The following is a 21067-nucleotide window of genomic DNA, read 5'->3' on the forward strand; positions in this document are numbered from 1 at the left end:
ACCGACGCGGGCGGCGCCGACCGCGTCGGTGCCGTTGCGGGCGTCGAAGCGGGCGGCCAGCGCGTCGGCCTCGCCGCGCAGGTGGGCGAGCAGGGTGTCGACCGTCCAGGCGGTGCCGGCCGGGCCGCTGACCGCGAGTCCGCCGTGGCCGGCCGCGGCCAGGGCGGCGACCAGCACCTCGACGCCGGTCAGGAACTCCAGCCGGGCCGCGGGCTCGCCGGTCACCGTGAACAACTCGCGGTTCTCGGCGAGCAGTTCCAGGCCGCGCGGCTCGTTGCCGGACAGCGCGCAGAACTCGATGTGCCGGCCGATCGCCGCCAGCATCGCGGCCTTGCCGCGGGCGTAGCGGTAGCCGGTCAGGTGTGCGGAGCGGGCCTCGTCGGTGCGGCCCCGGCGCAGCAGCGGCAGCAGGGCGGTGGCCTGGCTGAGGTAGGGCTCCTGCTCGCAGCCGGAGCGGCCGTCCAGCACCGGGGCGAGGATCTCCAGGGCGCGGGCGTCGTCCCCGGCGGCGACGAAGTGCTGGGCCCGGGCGCGGGTCTCGCAGGCGTGGCAGTCGCTGAGTTCGGTGCGCGGGCGGGCCGCCCACAGCTCGTAGGCGTCCTGGACGTCGACGCCGGTCTGCGCGGCCAGGTGGTAGCGCTGGGCGTAGTACGGCTGGAGGTCGTAGCCGGCCGCGCGGTAGCGGTCGCGCAGTTCGGTGTGCCAGCGCCGGATGGCGGCCAGCGGGACGTCGGGGGTGTCCAGGAGTGCGGTGGCCACCCACTTGAAGCGCCAGAACACCTGGTTCCGGGCCCAGTCGCCGAAGCCGTCCCGGTCCTGGTCCCAGAGCTTGAGCACCCGGGCGAAGACCACCGGGCTCTTGCTGCGCTCGCCGTCGTACTCGTAGGCCTCCATGAGTTCGAGCAGGGCCATCGCGCGGACCCCGGTGTCCTCGAACTGCTCGGCGGCGTCGACGAGTTCCTCGGCCGTGACGGTGCGGGTACGGCCGTAGGGGCGGGCGTCGTTCTCGCGCAGCGCGGCCATCACCGCGTCGGGGGTGTCCAGCATCACGCCTCCTTCGGGCCGTGGTGATCCGGGCCGGCCGCCTCGTGGCCGAGCATGGCGTGGTCGAGCAGGCTGATGAACGAACGGTTCAGCAGCGCGGATTCGCTGGCCTTGAGCGGGCGGCGGGTCATCAGCACGGCCTGCCCGTACAGCGCCTCGACTGCGGTGACGGTCAGGTCCCGGTCGGTGACGGTGGCGGCGCGGCGCACCAGCGGGTTGAGGTGGTTCAGCACCAGCTGGGCGCGGGGCACCTCGGCGCGCAGCGAGCCCAGGATGTCCGCCCACAACCCGTCGGCCTCGTCGGCGAGTTGGGCCCGGGTGCGCTCGTGCCGGGCCTCCCGGTTGTCGAGCAGCAGGGCGGGCGCGTTGGTCGGGTGGAAGCTGCGCAGGGCGACGTCGCAGTCGAACCGGCCGACCACCTCGCGGGCGATCGCCAGGAAGGCGCCGGCCGCCAGCTCGGCCGCCGGGTCGACGGTGTCCAGGTGCGCGGTGACGGTGCCCGGGTCGAGGTCGGCGACCGAGACGCCGGGGCGGATCTCGGGCAGCCGGTGCACCAGGTCCCGGTCGTAGGTGTAGCCACCGTTGACGACGCCGAGCCCGGCCGCGCCGGCGATCGGGGCGACCTGCCGGAACTCCTCGACCGTACGGGTCACCAGCACCACCGGGTGGCTGCGGGCGAACTCGTCCAGGGTGACATTGCCGTCGGTGGTCTCGAAGGGCAGCCAGGGCAGCATCATCCGCAGCAACTCGTCGTCGTAGCGGGCGAGTTCCTTGACGGCCAGGTGGTGCACGGAGAGGAAGCGGTGCAGCAGCGCCGGGTCGCTCGCGGACAGGCCGGTGAGCCAGTCGCGGATCCGGGCGCCGAGCGCGTCGCGGACGGCGGCCAGCGTCTCGTCGGCGTACAGGCCCTCGCGCGAGGCGGTGGGGCGCAGCCCGTCGGTGTCCACCACGCAGCGGACGAAGAACGCCCAGTCCGGCAGCAGTTCGTCGGCCTGGTCGGAGAGCAGCATCCCCTTGAGGTGCACCCGGTGGCCGTGCCGGCGCGAGGGCGGCGCGGCGTCGGGCAGGACGTAGGCGACGCCGCGCAGGCCGACCAGCGGGAGGTCCAGCTCGATGGTGTCGAGCGGGACGAAGTCGAAGGTGGCGCGGCAGTACTCGGCGAGCGCGTCGCGCCGGGCGAGCGGGGAACCGTGCCGCTCGGCCCACGGCGCGGTGCGGTTGACCTGGTGCGCGGTGCCGTTGGCGTCGACCACGGTGACGTCGTGGCGCAGCAGGCTGCCGAAGTCCCGGGCGAGCGAGAGCACCCGGGCGGAGCGGGTCCACTCGGCGGCGTCGGCGCGCGGGGCGAGGGTGACGGTGGTGCCGGGCTCGGGCTTGGCCGAGGCCGGCAGGGTGCGGATGGTGTAGCTGCCGTCCGACAGGCCGCGCCACTCGATCACCGGCGCGTCCGCACTGCCCGCGTGCCGGGTGACCACGGTGATCTCGTCGGCGACCACGAAGCAGGCGAGCAGGCCGATGCCGAACTGGCCGATGAAGTCGCCGCGGGCCTTGGCCAGGCCGTCCCCGTCCAGGCGGCCGTCGGCGTCGCGCTTGGAGCTGCGGCCGATGGTGGCGAGGAAGGTGTGGACGTCCTGCTCGGTCAGGCCGATGCCGGTGTCGGTGACGGACAGCTCGTCGTCGGCCCGGACGGTGATGGCGGCCGGCGCCTCGGGGTCGAGGGCGCGGCGGGCGGAGATCGCGTCCACCGCGTTCTGCAGCAGCTCGCGCAGGTAGACCCGCGGGCTGGAGTAGAGGTGGTGGGAGAGCAGGTCCACCAGGCCGCGCAGGTCCACCTGGAAGGTGTGCGCACTCGTCGGGTTGTCGGTTGGGGACACCGGAGGCTCTTTCGGTCGCGGAAGTGGGTGTCGGGGTTCTGGGGCCGGGGCGGCGTCAGTACCCGGCGCAGCGGTCGCGGTGGGCGCGGAAGGCCTTGACCGGATCGCCGGACAGGTAGTGCCACGGCGACTCGCTGACCAGGCCGTCCAGCGCGTCGAACAGCAGCCGGGCGGTCTTCGGCTGATCGGCCAGCGAGAAGGCCATCGCGAAGCTGTTGAAGCTCCCCTGCCAGCCGCGGACCGGTACGAAGTCCGGGTGCAGGACGGAGCGGAACGCCGCCTCCTGCAGCTCGGCCACCACCGCGGGGCTGGTCAGGTAGGCGTGGTCCTCGCCGTCCGGAAGGTCCAGCCAGCGCTCCAGGTGGGCGAGCGCCACCAGCTCGCCGAGCGGGCTGCCCTCGGGGGCGGCCAGCATCGAGGAGCGGGCGAACTCGTGCATGGCCTCGTGCGAGCCGCCCCACTTGGCGCACAGCTGCTGCAACCGCTGGCGGTGCGAGCCGACGTGCCCGGGGACACGGCGCACCGCGGCCTCGAAGCGGGCGGTGGCGACGTCCGGGCCGAGCGAGGCGCCGCGCGCGCTGATCTGCAGGAAGTACCAGGGGGCGAGCCAGGACGGCTCCCGCTCGGCGACCTCCAGCAACTGCTCCTCGGCGACGTCCAGCCGCTGGTGGAACAGCTTCCACTGCTCCTCGGTGACGTGCTGGGCCCGGGCGCCGCTGCGTGCCTCCCAGGCCCAGGTGACGTGCCGGGCGCCGGACAGCAGCAGCGGCAGCGCGTCGTCCGGGGCGTCCGCGACCGCGCGGGCCGTCCACTCCTCGGCCCCGGCGACGTCGGCGACGGCCGTGGCGAGGAAGGCCAGCTCACCGCCGTCCGCGGCGGCCAGCGCCGGGCGCAACGCCGTCCAGTCCCCCGCGGCGGCCTGGGCCAGCACCAGCCGGAGGGACTCGTCGCCGAAGGCCGGATCGAGCCTCGGCGCGGCACCCTGGGCGGCGGGCGCCTCGGCGGCCCGTCTGCCGAACCCGAACCGGCCGGCCCGGTCCTGCGCGCCCTCCCCGCCCGTCCGGCGTCGGAACAGCGGCATGTGTGGCCCCCTCGAACGTCATCGGCATCAATCGCATGGCCGCACAGTGGCCACCCCAGAGGAGTACATATCACGCCCGGCCGACAACCGTTTCCCCAGCCCAGCGCCGTCCCGGGCCGGTGGGTCCGCCACCCGGGACGGGTGACATCTTGCTGCCTGACAGTTTTCTGACACCGCGCAGGTGGCCGCCCGGGCCGACGATCGGTCAGGCTGTCTCCCGTGCACGCCATTCGCTTCCACCTCCGCGCCCCGGAGCACCCCGCCGGCCCCCCGACGGCCCCGCACCCACCCTCCCCGGAGGCCGTCCGGGACGGGCTGGCGCGCGGGCTGCCCGCCCCGGCACGGATCGAGCACGCCCGGATCCTGGTCGGGCCGGCCGCGGTGGACGGCGTGGCCTTCGTCCTCGCCGACGGCCTGCTCGCCGCCGAGGCCGCCCTCACCGCCGCCTGCGCCGCCCTCACCGACCAGGCCGGCCTGCTGCCCGGCTGGCGGGTGCCGCACTGCGCGCTGGACACCCTGCTGGCCCTGGGGCTGCACGAGCTGCCGGCCTTCCCGTAAGCCCCGTCAGGCCGCGCCGAGCCCGGCGTCCGGCACCTTGCCGGCCTGCGCCTGCTCGATCCGGTTCACCAGCATCACGGCGAACCGCCGGGCCGCCGCCGGATCCACCGGCCCGCCCTCGGTGGTCACACTCGCCACCACGGTGCCCGAGCGCACCACGATGCTCACCCCGTCGCCATCGGCCAGCGGCCCCACGAACGCCTGGCTCTCGCTGCCCAGCGCCGGAGCCTCGACCTTCTTGAACGGCCCGACCGGATAGGACGCGTACGTCTCCTTCGCCCGGCTCTTCGCGGCGTCCCGGCTGGGCAGCGTCTCCACCAGGAACCGGGTGACCAGGTCACCCGAGGAGAACCGCACCGACCCACTGAGCGGCTTGCCGGCACAAGGAGCCGCCGCCGTACAGGTGACGCTGTGGTCGGCCGTGTCGACCTTCCGCTTCTCCTCCTGCCACCCGGCCATCGCCCTGGCGTCCGGCAACACCTGCCCGACCACCTTGTCGTCCAGCAACGCCGTCTCCAGATCCGCACTGGGCACCGCGGCCACCGGCGGCGCCGCACTGCCCGTGACACCCGCACCCCCCGCGGGCACGGACGCCGCAGCCGACCCCGCCGGGGAAGCGGCCCCGGCGGCCGACGCAGCCGCCGTACCACCCGCCGTCGCACCCCCCGTCACCGCCGAACTCGACGCCCCCACACCCCCCTTGGCATCCTCCGACCCACCCGACGAACACCCCGCCAGCACACCCGCCAGCACCCCGACCGCCACCACGACGGTGAACCGCCGACCACCCATCCCCATGCGCCCACTCCCTTACGCCTGTCCGTGACCCCTCAAGATAGCGAGCACCCCGCATACGAACCGCCCCACCCCCCCCCCCCCCACACCCACAGGCGCGCAGGGCAAAAACCCGCGCGCCCACAACACCCCTCACCCCCACACCCAGCAACCCCACCCACCTCCCCACCTCCCCCACCCACCCACCCCCTCCTCACCAGGCGAGAGGGACGCGCTGCGAGAGGGGGCGGTGGAGGGGGTGGGTGCGGAGAGGGGCGTGACGGGTGATTTTCAGACTGCCAACGGCGCCCAGCCCCCCACCCACAGAGTCGGCAGTCGGAAAATCACCCAGCCCCCGGAGCGCCCACCCCCGGAACCGCCCCCGGCACCCACCCTCCCGAAAGCCCACCCCCACGAACACACCCCCGCGCAGCGGAAAACGCCGGTGGGGCGGCGACCAAAAAGGTCACCGCCCCACCGGGAACAGCCCCACCGGGAACAGCCCAACCGAAGGATCAGACCGCCGGCACCGGAAACGTCGGGTACTCGACGCCCGAGATGTACTGCACGACCCGCACCACCTGGCACGAGTAGCCGAACTCGTTGTCGTACCACAGGTAGAGGATCGCGTTGTCACCGTCGACCTTGGTCGCACCGGCGTCCACGATCGACGCGTGCCGCGACCCGATGAAGTCACTCGACACCGCGTCCGGCGAGTCCGTGAAGTCGATCTGGCGCTTCAGCGGCGAGGTCAGCGAGATGTTCCGCAGGTAGTCGAGGACCTCCTCGCGGTTGGTCTCGCGCTTCAGCTGCAGGTTGAGGATCGCGATGGAGACGTCCGGCACCGGCACCCGGATCGAGCTGCCGGTGATCTTCGCCTTGAGGTCCGGCAGGGCCTTGGCGACGGCCGAGGCGGCACCGGTCTCGGTGATCACCATGTTCAGCGGCGCCGAGCGGCCGCGACGGTCGGCCTTGTGGTAGTTGTCCAGCAGGTTCTGGTCGTTGGTGAACGAGTGGACGGTCTCCACGTGACCGCGCACCACGCCGTACTCGTCCTCCATCGCCTTCAGCGGCGGGACGATCGCGTTGGTGGTGCAGGAGGCGCAGGAGATGATCTGCTCGTCCGGCTTGATCATGTCGTGGTTGACGCCGTGCACGATGTTCGGCACGTCGCCCTTGCCCGGGGCGGTCAGCACGACCTTGGCGATGCCGGGGCGCAGGTGCTTGGACAGGCCCTCGCGGTCGCGCCACTTGCCGGTGTTGTCGATCAGGATCGCGTCCTTGATCCCGTACTCCGTGTAGTCGACCTTGGTCGGGTCGTCGGAGTAGATCACCGCGATCTCGTTGCCGTTGACGACGAGCTTGCTGTTCGCCTCGTCGACGGTGATGGTGCCCTGGAACTGGCCGTGGATCGAGTCCCGGCGCAGCAGCGAGGCGCGCTTGACCAGGTCGTCGTCGCCACCACCGCGCACGACGACGGCCTTCAGCCGCAGGCCGTTGCCGGAGGCCTTCTCGATCAGCAGACGGGCGACCAGCCGGCCGATGCGGCCGAACCCGTACAGCACGACGTCCTGCGCGGACCGGCGCTCCAGCTTGTTCTCACCGGTGGCGCCGGCGACGGCCTGGGCGGTGAACTCCGCCACCGACAGGCCGTGGTCGTCCGCCCGGTAGGCCGAGGCGAGCATCGCGAGGTCGATCTGCGAGGGGCCGAGGTCCAGGGTGGTCAGCGCCTGCAGGAACGGCATGGTCTCGGTGACCGAGAGCTCCTCGCCGGCTATCTGCCGGGCGAAGCGGTGCGTCTTGAGGATGCTGACCACCGACTTGTTCACCAGGGAACGGCTGTGGAGCAGGACGGTGACGTCCTTCTCCCGGTGCAGCCGCCCGATGATCGGGATCATCGACTCCGCGATCTCCTCGCGGTTCTTCCAGTCCGTGAACACGTCGTCGTTGACAGTCACAAGTCCATCTTTCGAGCTGAGGGTGTTGCGCACATGGTAGCTTCGCCCGCCCGCGCCCCGGCGGCCGGTCCCTCCCCCACCGCTCCGGCCCGAGCCTCCCACCTGCGTTTTCCCTCACCGCCCCGAGCCCAAAGGTGATCACCGCCACCCCCGAGCCCCCCGCCGCCCCGGCCGGAGCGGCAGCCGTCCGCACCCGGCGCGAGTGATCATCGGGGCCAGTACAGTGAGCCCACCGGACCGAGGCGTGAGGGGGCCCGCGTGGCGACGCTGGGGATGCACCGGGACTTCCTGATGGAGTTCGCGGCGCTGGAGAAGTCGGTGCAGCGGCGGGTCTTCGAGACCTTCGAGAAGTTCACCGGGGCGACCCACGCCGGCACCCACCTGGAGAAGCTCACCAACCAGCGGGACCCGCGGATCCGGACCATACGGATCACCGACTTCTGGCGCGGAGTCGTCCTCAAGGCCGACCGGGGCGACGGCTACCTGCTGCTGAAGGTCCTCCCCCACGACAAGGCCAACGACTGGGCCGTCAAGCACCGGGCCTCGGTCAACGCCGCCACCCAGGGCGTCGAGATCCGCAACGACGTCGCCCTGGAACGCGCCTCCGCGTCACTGCGGGCCCTGGGCTCCGACGAACCCGAGCGGCTCTTCGCCGACCGCTCGGACAAGGTCCTGCGCAGCCTGGGCATCGACGAGGAGATCCTGCCGATCATCCGGCTGCTGCCCGACGAGGCGCACCTGGAGGCGCTCCACCGGGTCCTGCCGGAGCAGCAGTTCGACGTGCTGATCGGGCTCGCCAGCGGGATGGAGCCGGCCGAGATCGACCGCGAGATCGTCCAGGCGTACGCGCGGGCGGCGGCCCCGGTGAGCACCGCGCGGCCCGGGGACGAACTGGTCTCGGCGATGGCCCACGCGCGCGGCCGGGTCGCCCTGGTGTCCGGGCCGGAGGAACTGCAGGAGATCCTGGAGCGCCCGTTCGACTCCTGGCGGATCTTCCTGCACCCGGCGCAGTACCGGGTCGCCTACCGGGGCTCGTACAACGGGCCGGCCCGGGTCACCGGCGGCCCCGGGACGGGCAAGACGGTGGTGGCCCTGCACCGGGCCTACCACCTGGCCCGCCGGCTGCCGCCGGACGCCCCGGACGGGTCGGTGCTGCTCACCACCTTCACCACGGACCTCGCCGCGGAGCTGGAACGCTGCCTGACCCTCCTCGTCACGGACCAGCGGATCAGGGCGAAGGTCCGGGTGGTCACCGTGGACGCGCTGGCGAACGAGGTGCTGCGCCGGGCGCGCCGCGGCGCCCCACTGAAGGTCGTCTCCAACCAGCGTGCGGTGCTGGCTCGTTGGGGCCGGACCGCACGCCGGATCGGCGTCGACTTCACCGATGTCTTCCTGGACCAGGAGTGGCGCCAGGTCGTCCTGGCCCAGGCGATCGAGAGCCCCGAGCAGTACCTGAAGGCCCCGCGGTCCGGCCGGGGCACCGCACTGGGCCCCCTGCAACGGGCCCAGCTCTGGCGCGCGGTGGCCGCGTTCGAGGAGGACCTGCGGCAGGCCGGGGAGGTCACGTTCCTCCAGGTCTGCGCGCGGGCCGCGCGGGCCCTCGACGAGAAGGACGACCGCCCGTTCCGGCACGTGGTCGTCGACGAGTCGCAGGACCTGCACCCGGCGCAGTGGCGCTTCCTGCGCGCGCTGGTCGCGCCCGGACCGGACGACCTGTTCCTGGCCGGCGACCCCCACCAGCGGATCTACGGGCGCCAGGTCTCGCTGCGCTCGCTCGGGATCCAGGTGGTCGGACGGTCCGCCCGGCTGCGGATCAACTACCGGACCACCCAGGAGATCCTCAGCTGGTCCGCGTCGCTGCTCACCGGTGAACGCCCGGACGACCCGGACGGCGGCGAGGACTCCCTGGTCGGCTACCACTCGACCCTGCACGGCGCCCACCCCGAGGCGCGCGGCCACGCCGACCGGGACGCGGAGATCCGGGCCCTCGTCGCCCGCGTCGCGGAGTGGACCGCCGCCGGGATCGGCCCGGAGGACATCGGAGTCGCCGCCCGCACCGCCCAGTTCGGCCGCGACATCGCCAAAGCCCTGGAGCGGTCCGGGACTTCGGCCTATCTGCTGGGCGACGTGCCCTCCCCCGGGGTGCGGATCGGCACCATGCACCGGATGAAGGGCCTGGAGTTCCGCTGCGTCGCCGTGGTCGGCGTCAGCGACGGCCTGGTGCCCATGCGCGCCGCGCTCACCCCGGAGTCCACCGACCCGCAACAGCACCGCGAGGACCTCAGCGGCGAGCTCAACCTGCTCTTCGTGGCCTGCACCCGGGCCCGGGAGGCCCTCGCCGTGTCCTGGCACGGCACCCCCAGTCCCTTCCTCGAACCCGTCGTCCCGGCGGCGCTGCCGGGACGGGTCTGAGGATTCCCCCGGAGGATTCCCGCCGAGGATTTGCCGGGGGTTCGGCGGGGTGGGGTAATGAGAGGCGACCGGTGTGTGGGCGTTCCCTCAGAGACCCGGGAGCTTGCGATGAGCGGTGGGCCGGAACCGATCAGTACCGAGGGGCTGCGTGCCGTGCGGGAGGAGCTGGCGCAGCTGCGGGTGGAGCGGGGGGAGGTGGCCGCGACGCTCAGCGGGGAGGAACCGGTGGGTGACCGGGCGGATGCGGCGGACGAGTTGCAGCGGGCGTCGGAGGTGGCCCGGCTGGACCGGCGGATCGCCGAGCTGGAGGAACGGCTGCGGGAGGCCGAGCGGGCCGGGGCGCCGTCCACGGACGTGATCGGGGTGGGTTCGACCGTCACGGTGCGGTTCGCGGACGGCGAGGAGGAGGTCGTCGAGATCTCCGAGGTGGCCGAGGAGCGGGAGCTGACCCTGGTGACGTACGACAGTCCGCTCGGGAAGGCGCTGTTGGGCCGGCACGCCGGGGAGACGGTGAACTACGAGACGCCGGGCGGCGCGACGAGCGCGGAGGTGCTGGCGGTCGGCGGCACGGCGTAGCCGGGCGGCAGCCCTGCCACCACCCGGCCGGGGCGCGCGGCGGGGCCAGGAGGGAGGATGCATCCGTACCGACCTGGCCGACCCCGAGGAGCCGACGACCATGGGCCGAGTGACCGTACCGCGCAGGGTGCTGCGGCTGCGCGGGGGTGTGCCCTCGCACCGACCCGACACCCTGGCCGCCGAGGAGCCGATGGAGATCCGGGTCGGCGGCCGTGCGCTGACGGTGACCATGCGCACCCCGGGCAGCGACTTCGACCTCGCGGCCGGCTTCCTGGTCAGCGAGGGCGTGCTGCACGCCGCCGACCACCTGGCCGGGATCCGCTACTGCGCCGGGGCCACCGCCGACGGCGGCAACACCTACAACGTGGTCGACGTGGCGCTCGCCGCCGGGGTGCCGACCCCGGACGCCTCGCTGGAACGCAACTTCTACACCACCTCCTCCTGCGGCCTGTGCGGCAAGGCCAGCCTGGACGCGGTGCGCACCACCGCGCCGTGGAGCGTCGCCGGGGACGGCCTGCGGGTCACCCCCGGGCTGCTCTCCGCGTTGCCCGACCGGCTGCGGGCCGCCCAGAGGGTCTTCGACAGCACCGGCGGCCTGCACGCGGCCGGGCTGTTCGACGCCGCCGGGCGGCTGCTCTGCCTGCGCGAGGACGTGGGCCGGCACAACGCGGTGGACAAGGTGGTGGGCCACGCGCTGCGCGAGGGCCTGCTGCCGGCCCGCGGCACGGTGCTGATGGTCAGCGGCCGGGCCTCCTTCGAGCTGGTCCAGAAGGCCGTGATGGCCGGCATCCCGATGCTGGCCGCGGTCTCCGCGCCGTCCTCGCTGGCGGTGGACCTGGCCGAGGAGAGCGGGCTGACCCTGGTCGGCTTCCTGCGCGGCGACTCGATGAACGTCTACACCCGTACGGACCGGATCGACACCGCCCGGCCCGACGCCCAGGCGGGCGCCCAGGCCCCGGCCGCTCGACGCGCGGGGCCCGACGGCCCGGCGTAGCGTCGACCCGGACGCCGAAGTCCGGGGGACCAGCCGCCGCACGGAAGGCCAGTGCCGTGACCACCTCCGACGACGAAGCGACTGCTACCCCGCTGGAGCCGGCGGAGGCGGGCCCCTCCCCCGCCGGGCCGCCGCGGTTCGCGCCCTACCGCCACCCCGCCGCCGGCTGGGGCGCCGCGAAGAGCGTCACCCGCTTCCTGGCGCGCGAGGGCGCGTACCTGGACGGGCCGCGGGCCGTCATGCGGATGAACGACCGAGAACGGCGGCTTCGACTGCCCGGGGTGCGCCTGGCCGGACGACACCAAGGGCCCAGCACCGCCCGGGACGGCTCCACCCGCTCGGTGCACGGCTACCTGGCCGTCCCGTACGACATCCCGCGCGGCTGCGCGGCCGGGTACATGCCGGAACTGAACGTGCTGTGCGCGATCGGGGACTTCAGCACCCAGAGCGACCAGCCGATCATGAAGCACCTGAAGGTGACCGTGACGAAGGGCCAGTCGGAGGGTCAGTCGGAGGGCTGGGGCGTCCAGCGGTGCAGGCCCTTGCGGTCGTAGTAGCGGGTCATCCCGAAGCCGAAGGCCAGGGCGAGCACCACCCCGACGGCGATCATGGTCCAGCCGCGGGCCAGTCCGGCGTCCGAGCGCGCGTCGAAGAAGAGGATCGCCCGGATGCCGTCGCTGAGCTGTCGCATCGGTTCGAAGACGCCCAGGAAGCGGTAGAAGCCGGGCACCGCCTGCAGCGGGACGGTCGCCCCGGAGGACGGCAGGGCCAGCGCGATGAAGACGAACATGGACACCAGCTGTCCGATCCCGCCGAACGCGGCGTTGATCGCCTGCACCCCGAGGCCGACGGCGAGGCTGGCGCAGTAGGCGAACACCCACAGCAGGGCCTGGTGCGGGGCGTCCATGCCGAGGACGCCGGCCGTGCAGAGCAGCACCAGGGAGGTGGTGACCAGCATCATCCCGGCGGTCATCACCATCTTGAGCAGCAGGGTCTGGGTGCGGCTGATCGGGACGGTCGGGCGCCGGGTGTGCCAGGGGCCGATCTCGCTGTCGCTGTAGCCGAGCGCGCCGTCGACGCCGTTGTGGATGATGTTGCCGCCGATGAAGCCGGTCAGCACGGCGAGCAGGGTGAAGTAGAAGGCGCTCAGGCCGAGTCCGCTGTGGCTGCCGATCGGGTGGCCGACCTGGGTGGTGACGGCGAACGGGTCGGCGAGCAGCAGCCGGGCGGTGGCTCCGGTGTCCGGGCCCCGGGCGCCCGAGGCCGGTACGGCGGCCAGCAGTTGCTTTCCGGCCGCGGCCGAGGCCTGGTGGGCGGCGTTCTGGGCGATCTGCGCGGCGATCGAGGAGCCGAGGCTGCCCAGTCCGGGATTGGTGAGGACGGTGAGGGTGGGCCGCTCGGTGGCCCCGCCGGTGGTGAGCCGGGTGACGCTCGCGGTGAAGTCGGCGGGGACGAGCAGCACGCCGTAGACCTTGCCGGAGGCGAGCAGGTCGCGGGCGCCGGCATCGTCGGTCTGCCGCCAGTGGACGGTGTCGCCCGGGGTGCCGGCGATCACCGCGCGGGTGAGCTGGGTGCCGAGGTTGACCGGCTGGCCGGGCGGTGGCGGGGCCTGGTCGGCGTTGACCAGGGCGATCGGCAGCCGGTGCAGGTGTCCCATCGGGTTGACGATGCCGCCCAGGTAGAGCAGCGAGAGCAGCACGGCCACCAGGGCGCACAGGATGCTCGGGAAGAGCCAGAGCCTGGGGTTCCGGACGAGGGTCAACGCCCTGGCCTGCCGGGGAGCCCCCTGGGAGCCTTCGGTCGCCATGCCACCCCTCGGGTTCGGGCACGGGCGGACGCCGTGCGCTACTGGGACGGCGGACGCCGCGCCGCTGCCGGTACGGCGGGAAGTCGTTCCGTGGTCACATCCCGGTCAAACCCGCGTCACCCGGGTGGGCGTCACACGGAGAGAAAGGTAAAGGTTCTACCAAGTACGCAAGTAACGCTCTTCGCCGGGGCTATGCTTCTCGAGGTTTGAAGAAGGCACCTCGTTCGGTGAGGCTTCTTCACGGACACAGGCCACTGATCCGACGACGTCGAGAGACGCCCAGGGTTAGGACAGATCTTCCCGACCTAAGGGTTGATCCGAAGTGGCTTCCGGCCCAACGGGGTTGGACACGCCGTGGAGTGCCAAAGCTCTGACGAGTTGGGGTGAACCGGTGGCCGCGTTTCCGCGCGCCGGCTTGCTCCTTGCCGCGTCGATGACACGCACCACGGGGTGCGTCGACCGGGAGGAGGCGAGAGACATGGATTGCAGTAGTCCGGGCCACAGTAGCCCCTACCCCCGCTTGTCCTCGTACACCTCCGACACGCGGTAACAACCTTCCCTGCGCGTATATCTGACGGCGCATCGGCACACAGCACCAGCAGCACGCACGCGGCTCCGCCGTGCCCGCGGTCCGTCCGCCCGGGCCGACGCCGCCGCGCGCCGACGCGTCGTGCCCGCACGCAGGGGAAATTGCTGCCGCGCGTCCCAACCACCCCGCTTGCCAGGGGTACCCGGGAGGAACGCCATGACCACCAACTCGACTCTCGACTCCACGATCCCCGCACCGCGCTCCGCCGTGCTGGACGACGCCCACGTGGGCGACATCAAAGGTGCGCTCGGCACCATCAAGCTCGATGACAACGCACCACGCCAGGGGCTGAGCGCGAGACTCAAGACCCTGCTGGCGATCGTCGGCCCCGGCCTGATCGTGATGGTCGGCGACAACGACGCCGGCGCCTTCTCCACCTACGGCCAGGCCGGCCAGAACTACGGCACCCAGCTGCTGTGGACGCTGGCCCTGCTGATCCCGGTGCTGTACGTCAACCAGGAGATGGTGCTGCGCCTGGGCGCCGTCACCGGCGTGGGCCACGCCCGGCTGATCCTGGAGCGGTTCGGCAGGTTCTGGGGCGCCTTCAGCGTCATCGACCTGTTCCTGCTCAACGCCCTCACCCTGGTCACCGAGTTCATCGGCGTGACACTCGCGGCCGGATACCTCGGCCTGCCGAAGGTCGCGTCCGTGGTGCTGGCGGCGGCGGTCATCATCGCCTCGGCCTTCACCGGTTCCTTCCAGCGCTTCGAGCGGGTCGCCATCACGCTGTGCGTCGGCTCGCTGCTGCTGGTGCCGATCTACTTCATGGTCCACCCGAAGACCTCGCAGATGGCCCACGACTTCGTGGTCCCGCAGATGCCGGGCGCCCCGGGTGAGCTCGCCACCGTCATGCTGCTGATCGTCTCCATCGTCGGCACCACCGTCGCCCCGTGGCAGCTGTTCTTCCAGCAGTCGTACGTCATCGACAAGCGGATCACCCCGCGTTTCATGAAGTACGAGAAGGCCGACCTGTGGATCGGCATCGCCATCGTGATCATCGGCGCCTCCGCCATGATGGGCCTGTGCGCCGCCGCGTTCACGGGCACCGACGGCTTCGGCCAGTTCACCGACGCGGGCGCCATCGCCAAGGGCCTGGAGGACAAGGCCGGTCACGTGGTCGGCGTGCTGTTCGCCATCGCGCTGCTGGACGCCTCGATCATCGGCGCCTTCGCGGTCTCCCTCTCCACCGCCTACGCCATCGGCGACGTCTTCGGCATCAAGCACTCGCTGCACCGCGGGGTCAAGGGCGCCAAGGGCTTCTACGGCATCTACGCCGGCGTGGTCGTGGTGGCCGCCGCCATCACCCTGCTGTCCACCGACTACGCCCAGGGGCTGATGACCCAGTTCGTCCAGGTGCTGGCCGGGGTGCTGCTGCCCTCCGCCACCGTCTTCCTGCTGCTGCTCTGCAACGACAAGGCCGTGCTCGGCCCCTGGCGCAACGGTCCCAAGACCAACGCCTTCACCTCCGCGGTGGTCGGCATCCTGGTGATGCTGTCGCTGATCCTGACCGCCGCCGTGGTGTGGCCGGACATCAGCTCGGACGCACTGCTCCGGATCATGGCCGGCTGCGGCGTGGCCGGCGTCCTGGTCGCCGGGTACTTCTTCACCTTCGGCCGCAAGGGCACCAAGGAGGACCCGATCGACCGCACCGGCCGGGAGAACTGGCGGATGCCCCCGCTGGAGACCCTGGAGAAGCCGGTCATGTCCGCCGCCCGCAAGATCGGCATGGGCGCCCTGCGTACCTACCTGCTGATCGCGATGGTCATGGTCATCATCAAGGTCGTCCAGACCGCCCTGAACCACTGACGCCGAACCGCTGACCGGCCGCCGGGGGCGGCACCGCGCACGACCGCCCGCCGCCCCCGGCCCGCCCCGGAACCCTCGACCGCACCGCACCCCGGGGAAGGAAGGAAGTACGGCCATGCGCACCACCCCGTTCCACCGCTGCCCGAGCGTCCGCCTCGCCCTCCACGACGGCGTCGAGCGCGCCTACCGCCTCGACGATCCCGGCAGCTGCCCCCACTCGGGCACCCGCAACACCCCGGCCTCCGCGTACGAGCCCCGCGTCCACCTGGCCTACCTGCTGGCCCGCCAGGGCCACCGCCCGGACTGGCTCGCCCGCTTCGCGGACCTCCCGCCGGCCGCCGCGCACCGGCTCGCCCACGCCGCCGCCCGTCACCGGGACGCCGCCGCGAGCGGCGCATCCGCCGCGACCGCCGCCTGATCTTTTGCCAGTTCCCGCACCGATCGGTGCAGTTGTTCCCATTCATTGCCTTGTCACGGAGGTGACCAGCCATGTCCATCGTTGCCGCGTTCCAGCCCGCCCTTCCCTCCTCCGACCCCGGCCGACTGCGCGCCGCCCTCGCCGCGGTGGGCCGACGGCTGGCCACCAGCCCGCTCGACAACACCGTCCTGCGCGCCGTCGGCACCCCGGCCACGACCCTGCCGAGCAGCCGTCCGACCCGACTGCGGGCCAGCTGGCACTCCGTCACCGGCTCCGACGGCGCCGCCCGGCTGGAAGCCTCCTGGCACCCGGGCCACTGACCGGCCGACCTCTCCCCTCCTCCCACCACCTCGACCCGACGAAGGAGCTTCCGCCATGGCCGTGCGCTACCGCAGGCTCGACGCCATCTTCTCGGACCACACCGCCGCCGCCCCCGGCCTGCGGCCCGTCCCCGCCACACCGCCCGCCCCCAGCCCGGACCCCGGCCTGGTGGTCGACTCCGAGCAGCGCACCGTCATCGTCGACGGCCAGCAACTCGACCTGCCGTACCTGGAGTTCGAGCTGCTCGCGCACCTGGTCGGCAACCCGCTGCGGGTGCACTCGCGCCGCCAGCTGATGGAGTCCGTCTGGGGCCGGCCGGACACCGGCGACACCCGCACCATCGCCACCCACATCGCCCGGCTCCGCCGCAAGCTCGGCCCCGGCCACCGGGAGGCGATCGCCACCGTCCGGCAGATCGGCTACAAGTACGACCCCCGGCTGGTCCGGGCGGCCTGAGGCCCGCGCCGCCGCAGCACGACCGACACCACCGAAGGAGGACACCGCATGACCAGAACCGCCCTGTTCCCCTGGACGAGCCGAGGTACGGCGCTCTGCGTCGTCATGCTCCTCCTGGCCCTCCAGGTCGCCGCCCTCGGCGTCGCCCCCGCCCCGCTGCGGCTCTTCCTCTCCGGCGTGCTCATCGGCGCCTCGGCCGTCGGACTGCTGCTCGCCCTGCTGCTGGCCCGCAGCCGGCAGCGGGCGGGCCGGCCGGCCGCCGACCGGGCCGCCGCCGTCGCGGTCGCCGCCGGGGACGACGACGCCCAGTGGTTCAGCGCCCGCTCGCTGGAGGGCTTCCCGATGGAGCAGGTCCGCCCGCTCCTGCTCGCCCCGGGCGCCCCCGGCCTCAACCGGCTCTACACCGCCTGGGTGTTCGCCACCCACGGGCACGACCCCCAGTGGATCGCCCACCACCTGGACCTGCCCACCCCGACCGCCCGGCTGCTGGTCACCGCGGCCCGGCAGCACCCCACCGACACCCCAGCTGACAGGAGGCCGCAGTGATCACGGCCCTCGACCACGTCCAGCTCTCCGCGCCCCCCGGCAGCGAGGCCCTGCTGCGCGCCTTCTACGGCGACGTCCTGCAGATGGCCGAGATCCCCAAGCCCCGGCCGCTCACCGGCCGCGGCGGCTGCTGGTTCGCCGCCGACGGCGGCCGGGTCCGGCTCTACCTCGGCATCGAGGAACGCTTCCGCCCCAGCACCAAGGCCCACCCCGGCATGGCGGTCTGCGAGATCGAGGACTTCGCCGACCGGCTCGCCGAACTCGGCGCCCAGGTCGTCTGGGACGACACCCTCCCGCCCCGCCGCCGCTTCTACACCACCGACCCGGTCGGCAACCTGCTGGAGTTCGTCGAGGCCGCCGGTTAGCAGCGGGCCCGGGAGCCCGAACAGCGGTTCATTTGCGTACGGACCTCGGCAGGGAGCAGACTGCCCGGGTTTGCGCCGGAGGTCCCCGTCCATGCCCTTTCCGAAGTCCGCCCCGGGCCAGCCCCGGGGCCCGCTGCCGTCCCGGACGGCGAGCCGCCCGGCCCGGTCGGCCTGGGTGGACGTGGTCGTGGCGGCCGCCGTCCTGGTCCTGCTCTACCTCGCGCTGCGGGTCGGGCAGGGCACCACCGTGCGGTTCTCCACCGCCCGTGACGCCGCCGTGGACACCGACCCGGCCCGGCTGCCGTACGACGCGGCGCGCTCGCTGCTGCGGATGTTCGCCGCGCTGGTCGTCTCGGTCGGCTTCACCTTCGGCTACGCCTACGCCGCCGCCCGCAGCCGCCGGCTGGAACGGGTGCTGATCCCCGCGCTGGACATCCTCCAGTCGGTGCCGGTGCTCGCCTTCCTGACCGTCGCGGTGACCGGATTCCTCGCGCTGTTCCCCGGCTCGATGCTCGGCCTGGAGTGCGCGGCCGTCTTCGCCATCTTCACGTCCCAGGCCTGGAACATGACCTTCGGCTTCTACCACTCGCTGGTCTCGCTGCCGCGCGAACTCGACGAGCTGTCGCGCTCCTTCCGGTTCAGCCGGTGGATGCGCTTCTGGAAGGTCGAACTGCCCTCCGGCATGATCGGCCTGGTCTGGAACGGCATGCTCAGCTTCGGCGGCGGCTGGTTCTTCCTGGTCGCCTCCGAGGCGATCAGCGTCGACAACCAGCGCTACGCCCTGCCCGGGGTCGGCTCCTACGCGGGCGCCGCGATCGCCGCCGGGGACCTCGGCCGGGTCGGCTGGGCGATCGCCACCATGGCCGTGCTGGTCGTCGGGGTGAACTTCCTGTTCTGGCGGCCGCTCACCGCCTGGGCCGAACGCTTCAAGAACGAGCAGTCCGAGGCCACCGAGCTACAGCGCTCCGTCGTCCTCGACCTGCTGCGCCGCTCGCACCTGCCCGCGCTGCTCGGCCGGGCGCTGCGGCCGCTCGGCCGGGCCCTGAACCGGGCCGGGGGGCTGTTCGGCACCGACGACCGGCCGCTCGCCGTCAGCCCCGCCCGGCAGCGCGCCGGGGACCTCCTGTTCGCCGCGGTCGCCGGCGGCATCGTGCTGTGGGGCCTGGTCGACCTCGGCCGCTACCTCGCCGACGCCACCGGCCTCGGCGTGTTCGGCGAACCGCTGCTGCTCGGCCTCGCCACCCTCACCCGGGTGGTCGTGCTGGTCGCGGTGGCCACCGTCGTCTGGGTACCGGTCGGGGTGCTGATCGGCTTCTCCCCCCGGCTGACCAGGACCGCCCAGCCGCTGGTCCAGATCCTCGCCAGCTTCCCCGCCAACTTCCTGTTCCCGCTGGTGGTCTGGCTGCTGCTGCGCACCGGGCTGTCGATCGACCTCGGCGGTGTCCTGCTGATGGCCCTCGGCGCCCAGTGGTACCTCCTGTTCAACGCCATCGCCGGCGCCATGGCCATCCCCAGCGATCTGCGCGAGGCCATGGACGACCTCGGCGTGCGCGGTTGGCAGCGCTGGCGGCGGCTGATCATTCCGGGGATCTTCCCGGCGTACGTCACCGGCGGCATCACCGCCTCCGGCGGCGCCTGGAACGCCTCCATCGTCTCCGAGGTGGTCACCTTCGGCGGCACCACCCTCACCGCCACCGGCCTCGGCGCGTACATCGCCCGCGCCACCGAACGCGGCGACTACCCGCACCTGCTGGCCGGAGTCGCGGTGATGAGCCTGTACGTCGTCGCCCTCAACCGCCTGCTCTGGCGCCGGCTGTACCGGCTGGCCGAGCGCCGCTACTCGCTCCAATGAGGTTCCCGCCGATGCGCTTCCCGTTCTTCCGCCCCGCCCCGGCCGTCGCCCCGCCGACCGCGGCGGACGGCGAGGTCCTGCTGGAGACCGCCGGCCTCACCAAGTCCTACGCCGGGGCCGACGGCGAACTGCCGGTGCTCTCCGGGATCGACCTCACCGTCCGGGCCGGCGAGATCGTCGCCCTGCTCGGCCGCTCCGGCTCCGGCAAGTCCACCCTGCTGCGCTGCCTGGCCGGCCTGCTCCCGCCCAGCTCCGGCACCGTCCGCTACCGCGGTACCCCGCTCACCGGCGCCAACCCCGGCAGCGCGCTGGTCTTCCAGACCTTCGCCCTGCTGCCCTGGCTGACTGTCCGGCAGAACGTCGAACTCGGCCTGGAGGCCCGCGGGGTGCCGCCGCGCGAACGCGCCCGGTCCGCCGACCAGGCCATCGACCTGATCGGCCTGGCCGGCTTCGAGAACGCCTACCCCAAGGAGCTCTCCGGCGGCATGCGCCAACGCGTCGGCTTCGCAAGGGCGTTGGTGGTCGAACCGGACGTGCTGATGATGGACGAACCGTTCTCCGCGCTGGACGTGCTCACCGCCGAGAACCTGCGCGGCGAACTCATGGAACTGTGGGACTCCGGCCAGTTCCCCACCCGCGCCGTCGTGCTGGTCACCCACAACATCGAGGAGGCGGTGCTGATGGCGGACCGCGTGGTGGTCCTCGGCTCCCGCCCGTACGGCACCATCCGGGAGACCGTCGACGTCACCCTGGAACGCCCGCGCGACCGCGACTGCGCCGAGTTCGACGAACTGGTCGACCGGGTCTACCGGATCATGACCGGCCGCCCCAAGGACACCCGTGCCGCCGTCCGCCCGGACGCCGACCGCACCGACCCGGACCACGCCGACCCGGACCACGCCGACCCGGACCGCGCCGACCCGGACCGCGCCGAGCGCCGCACCCTCGCCAACACCCCGCTGCCCACCACCAGCGTCGACGGCCTCTCCGGCCTCGCCGAGATGATCGCCCACCGCGACGGGCGCTGCGACCTCGCCGACCTCGCCGACCAACTCGGCCTCGACATCGACGACCTGCTCCCCCAGGTCGACGCCCTCGACCTGCTCGGCTTCGCCGAGATCCACGGCGACGACCTCCTGCTCACCGAGGACGGCACCGCCTTCGCCCGCGCCGACGTCCAGGACTCCCGCGCCCTCTTCGCGGGCGCCGCGCTGGACGCCCCCCTGGTCAGGCTGATCGTCAACAGCCTGGGTGGCGAGGCCGGCGCCACCGTCCGGGCCGGGTTCCTCCGCGACCTGCTGGCCCACCACTACACCAGCGAGCAGGTCGACCGGCAGCTGGAGACCGCGACGGACTGGGGCCGCTACGCCGGCCTGTTCGGCTACGACGCGGCCCGGCAGGAGTACCGCGCGGACGAGGCCTGACGGATGGACAATGCTGCAACACTCCGGCACTCCGGCACTCCGGCACTCCGCCACCGACGAGACGGACGAGACCGACGAGACGGACGAATCGTTCCGCCGCGCACGGGTGATCCGCGACGGTGGTGGCGCGGACGGCTGGTAGGGGCCCCGGCTCAGCCCGCCTGGCCGGTCGCCGGGCGGCGGCGCGCCCCCCGGACGGCGCGGGCGGCCCG

Annotated in this window: 18 protein-coding genes, 2 pseudogenes and 1 riboswitch; of the genes and pseudogenes, 14 read left to right on the top strand and 6 right to left on the bottom strand. The window is 72.9% G+C overall.

Going from position 1 to position 21067, the window contains the following annotated elements:
- The 3 genes and pseudogenes from BG452_RS09935 to BG452_RS09945 form a co-directional block, all read right to left on the bottom strand.
- A pseudogene (locus BG452_RS09935) lies at window positions 1-1047 on the bottom strand (hypothetical protein); the annotation flags it as partial.
- The gene (locus tag BG452_RS09940; protein ID WP_188303859.1) at window positions 1047-2918 is read right to left on the bottom strand and encodes an HSP90 family protein; all 1872 of its coding nucleotides are present in this window, start codon (window positions 2916-2918) and stop codon (window positions 1047-1049) included. The pseudogene BG452_RS09935 and the gene BG452_RS09940, both read right to left, overlap by 1 nt.
- Before the next feature lie 55 nt (window positions 2919-2973).
- Window positions 2974-3999, bottom strand: a complete 1026-nt coding sequence (locus BG452_RS09945; RefSeq protein ID WP_223242005.1) for a hypothetical protein — start codon at window positions 3997-3999, stop codon at window positions 2974-2976.
- A gap of 219 nt (window positions 4000-4218) precedes the next feature.
- On the opposite strand from BG452_RS09945, the gene BG452_RS09950 reads away from it, so the two are divergent.
- Window positions 4219-4557: a hypothetical protein gene (locus BG452_RS09950; protein ID WP_188303860.1), complete on the top strand. Its 339-nt coding sequence runs from the start codon at window positions 4219-4221 to the stop codon at window positions 4555-4557.
- Between the two features lie 6 nt (window positions 4558-4563).
- Here BG452_RS09950 and BG452_RS09955 read toward each other — a convergent pair whose 3' ends face one another.
- Together BG452_RS09955 and BG452_RS09960 are read right to left on the bottom strand one after the other, a co-directional pair.
- Window positions 4564-5091: a hypothetical protein gene (locus BG452_RS09955; protein ID WP_188303861.1), complete on the bottom strand. Its 528-nt coding sequence runs from the start codon at window positions 5089-5091 to the stop codon at window positions 4564-4566.
- A 755-nt stretch (window positions 5092-5846) separates the two neighbouring features.
- Window positions 5847-7289, bottom strand: a complete 1443-nt coding sequence (locus BG452_RS09960) for a glyceraldehyde-3-phosphate dehydrogenase (protein WP_188303862.1) — start codon at window positions 7287-7289, stop codon at window positions 5847-5849.
- 258 nt (window positions 7290-7547) lie between these two features.
- Here BG452_RS09960 and BG452_RS09965 point away from each other — a divergent pair, with 258 nt between their 5' ends.
- The 4 genes and pseudogenes from BG452_RS09965 to BG452_RS45460 form a co-directional block, all read left to right on the top strand.
- Window positions 7548-9701 (top strand): UvrD-helicase domain-containing protein, encoded by a 2154-nt coding sequence (locus tag BG452_RS09965; protein WP_188303863.1) that lies wholly within the window; start codon window positions 7548-7550, stop codon window positions 9699-9701.
- Between the two features lie 108 nt (window positions 9702-9809).
- A complete protein-coding gene (locus BG452_RS09970; protein ID WP_188303864.1) occupies window positions 9810-10277 on the top strand; it encodes a GreA/GreB family elongation factor in 468 nt (155 codons plus the stop codon).
- A 100-nt stretch (window positions 10278-10377) separates the two neighbouring features.
- Window positions 10378-11271: a formate dehydrogenase accessory sulfurtransferase FdhD gene (gene fdhD, locus BG452_RS09975; RefSeq protein WP_188303865.1), complete on the top strand. Its 894-nt coding sequence runs from the start codon at window positions 10378-10380 to the stop codon at window positions 11269-11271.
- A 230-nt stretch (window positions 11272-11501) separates the two neighbouring features.
- Window positions 11502-11825: pseudogene (locus BG452_RS45460) on the top strand (hypothetical protein); the annotation flags it as partial.
- Here BG452_RS45460 and BG452_RS09985 read toward each other — a convergent pair.
- On the bottom strand, window positions 11777-13078 hold the full coding sequence (locus tag BG452_RS09985; protein WP_188303866.1) for a YhgE/Pip domain-containing protein: 1302 nt from the start codon (window positions 13076-13078) through the stop codon (window positions 11777-11779). The pseudogene BG452_RS45460 and the gene BG452_RS09985 sit on opposite strands and share 49 nt — an antisense overlap.
- A gap of 212 nt (window positions 13079-13290) precedes the next feature.
- Window positions 13291-13468, top strand: a riboswitch (M-box (ykoK) riboswitch).
- 355 nt (window positions 13469-13823) lie between these two features.
- Here BG452_RS09985 and BG452_RS09990 point away from each other — a divergent pair.
- The 9 genes from BG452_RS09990 (at window position 13824) to BG452_RS46990 (ending at window position 20997) form a co-directional block, all read left to right on the top strand.
- A complete protein-coding gene (locus BG452_RS09990) occupies window positions 13824-15473 on the top strand; it encodes an NRAMP family divalent metal transporter (RefSeq protein WP_188303867.1) in 1650 nt (549 codons plus the stop codon).
- 115 nt (window positions 15474-15588) lie between these two features.
- Complete coding sequence (locus BG452_RS09995) at window positions 15589-15891, top strand: hypothetical protein (RefSeq protein ID WP_188303868.1); 303 nt, start codon at window positions 15589-15591, stop codon at window positions 15889-15891.
- Window positions 15892-15962: 71 nt separating this feature from the next.
- Window positions 15963-16211, top strand: a complete 249-nt coding sequence (locus tag BG452_RS10000) for a hypothetical protein (RefSeq protein WP_188303869.1) — start codon at window positions 15963-15965, stop codon at window positions 16209-16211.
- 55 nt (window positions 16212-16266) lie between these two features.
- Window positions 16267-16668, top strand: coding sequence for a winged helix-turn-helix domain-containing protein (locus BG452_RS10005; protein ID WP_188303870.1), 402 nt, complete (start codon window positions 16267-16269; stop codon window positions 16666-16668).
- 48 nt (window positions 16669-16716) lie between these two features.
- Window positions 16717-17214: a hypothetical protein gene (locus tag BG452_RS10010; protein WP_188303871.1), complete on the top strand. Its 498-nt coding sequence runs from the start codon at window positions 16717-16719 to the stop codon at window positions 17212-17214.
- Complete coding sequence (locus BG452_RS10015) at window positions 17211-17579, top strand: VOC family protein (RefSeq protein WP_188303872.1); 369 nt, start codon at window positions 17211-17213, stop codon at window positions 17577-17579. Before BG452_RS10010 ends, BG452_RS10015 begins: the two co-directional genes overlap by 4 nt.
- A gap of 91 nt (window positions 17580-17670) precedes the next feature.
- Window positions 17671-19431 carry an ABC transporter permease gene (locus BG452_RS10020; protein ID WP_188303873.1) on the top strand — a complete coding sequence of 587 codons (1761 nt, stop codon included), beginning with the start codon at window positions 17671-17673 and terminating at the stop codon, window positions 19429-19431.
- Window positions 19432-19442: 11 nt separating this feature from the next.
- A complete protein-coding gene (locus BG452_RS10025) occupies window positions 19443-20855 on the top strand; it encodes a nitrate/sulfonate/bicarbonate ABC transporter ATP-binding protein (protein WP_188303874.1) in 1413 nt (470 codons plus the stop codon).
- Between the two features lie 10 nt (window positions 20856-20865).
- The gene (locus tag BG452_RS46990; RefSeq protein WP_262985994.1) at window positions 20866-20997 is read left to right on the top strand and encodes a hypothetical protein; all 132 of its coding nucleotides are present in this window, start codon (window positions 20866-20868) and stop codon (window positions 20995-20997) included.
- Window positions 20998-21067 lie beyond the last annotated feature (70 nt).

It is taken from the genome of Streptomyces sp. CBMA123, assembly GCF_014596465.1.
GTDB lineage: Bacteria > Actinomycetota > Actinomycetes > Streptomycetales > Streptomycetaceae > Kitasatospora.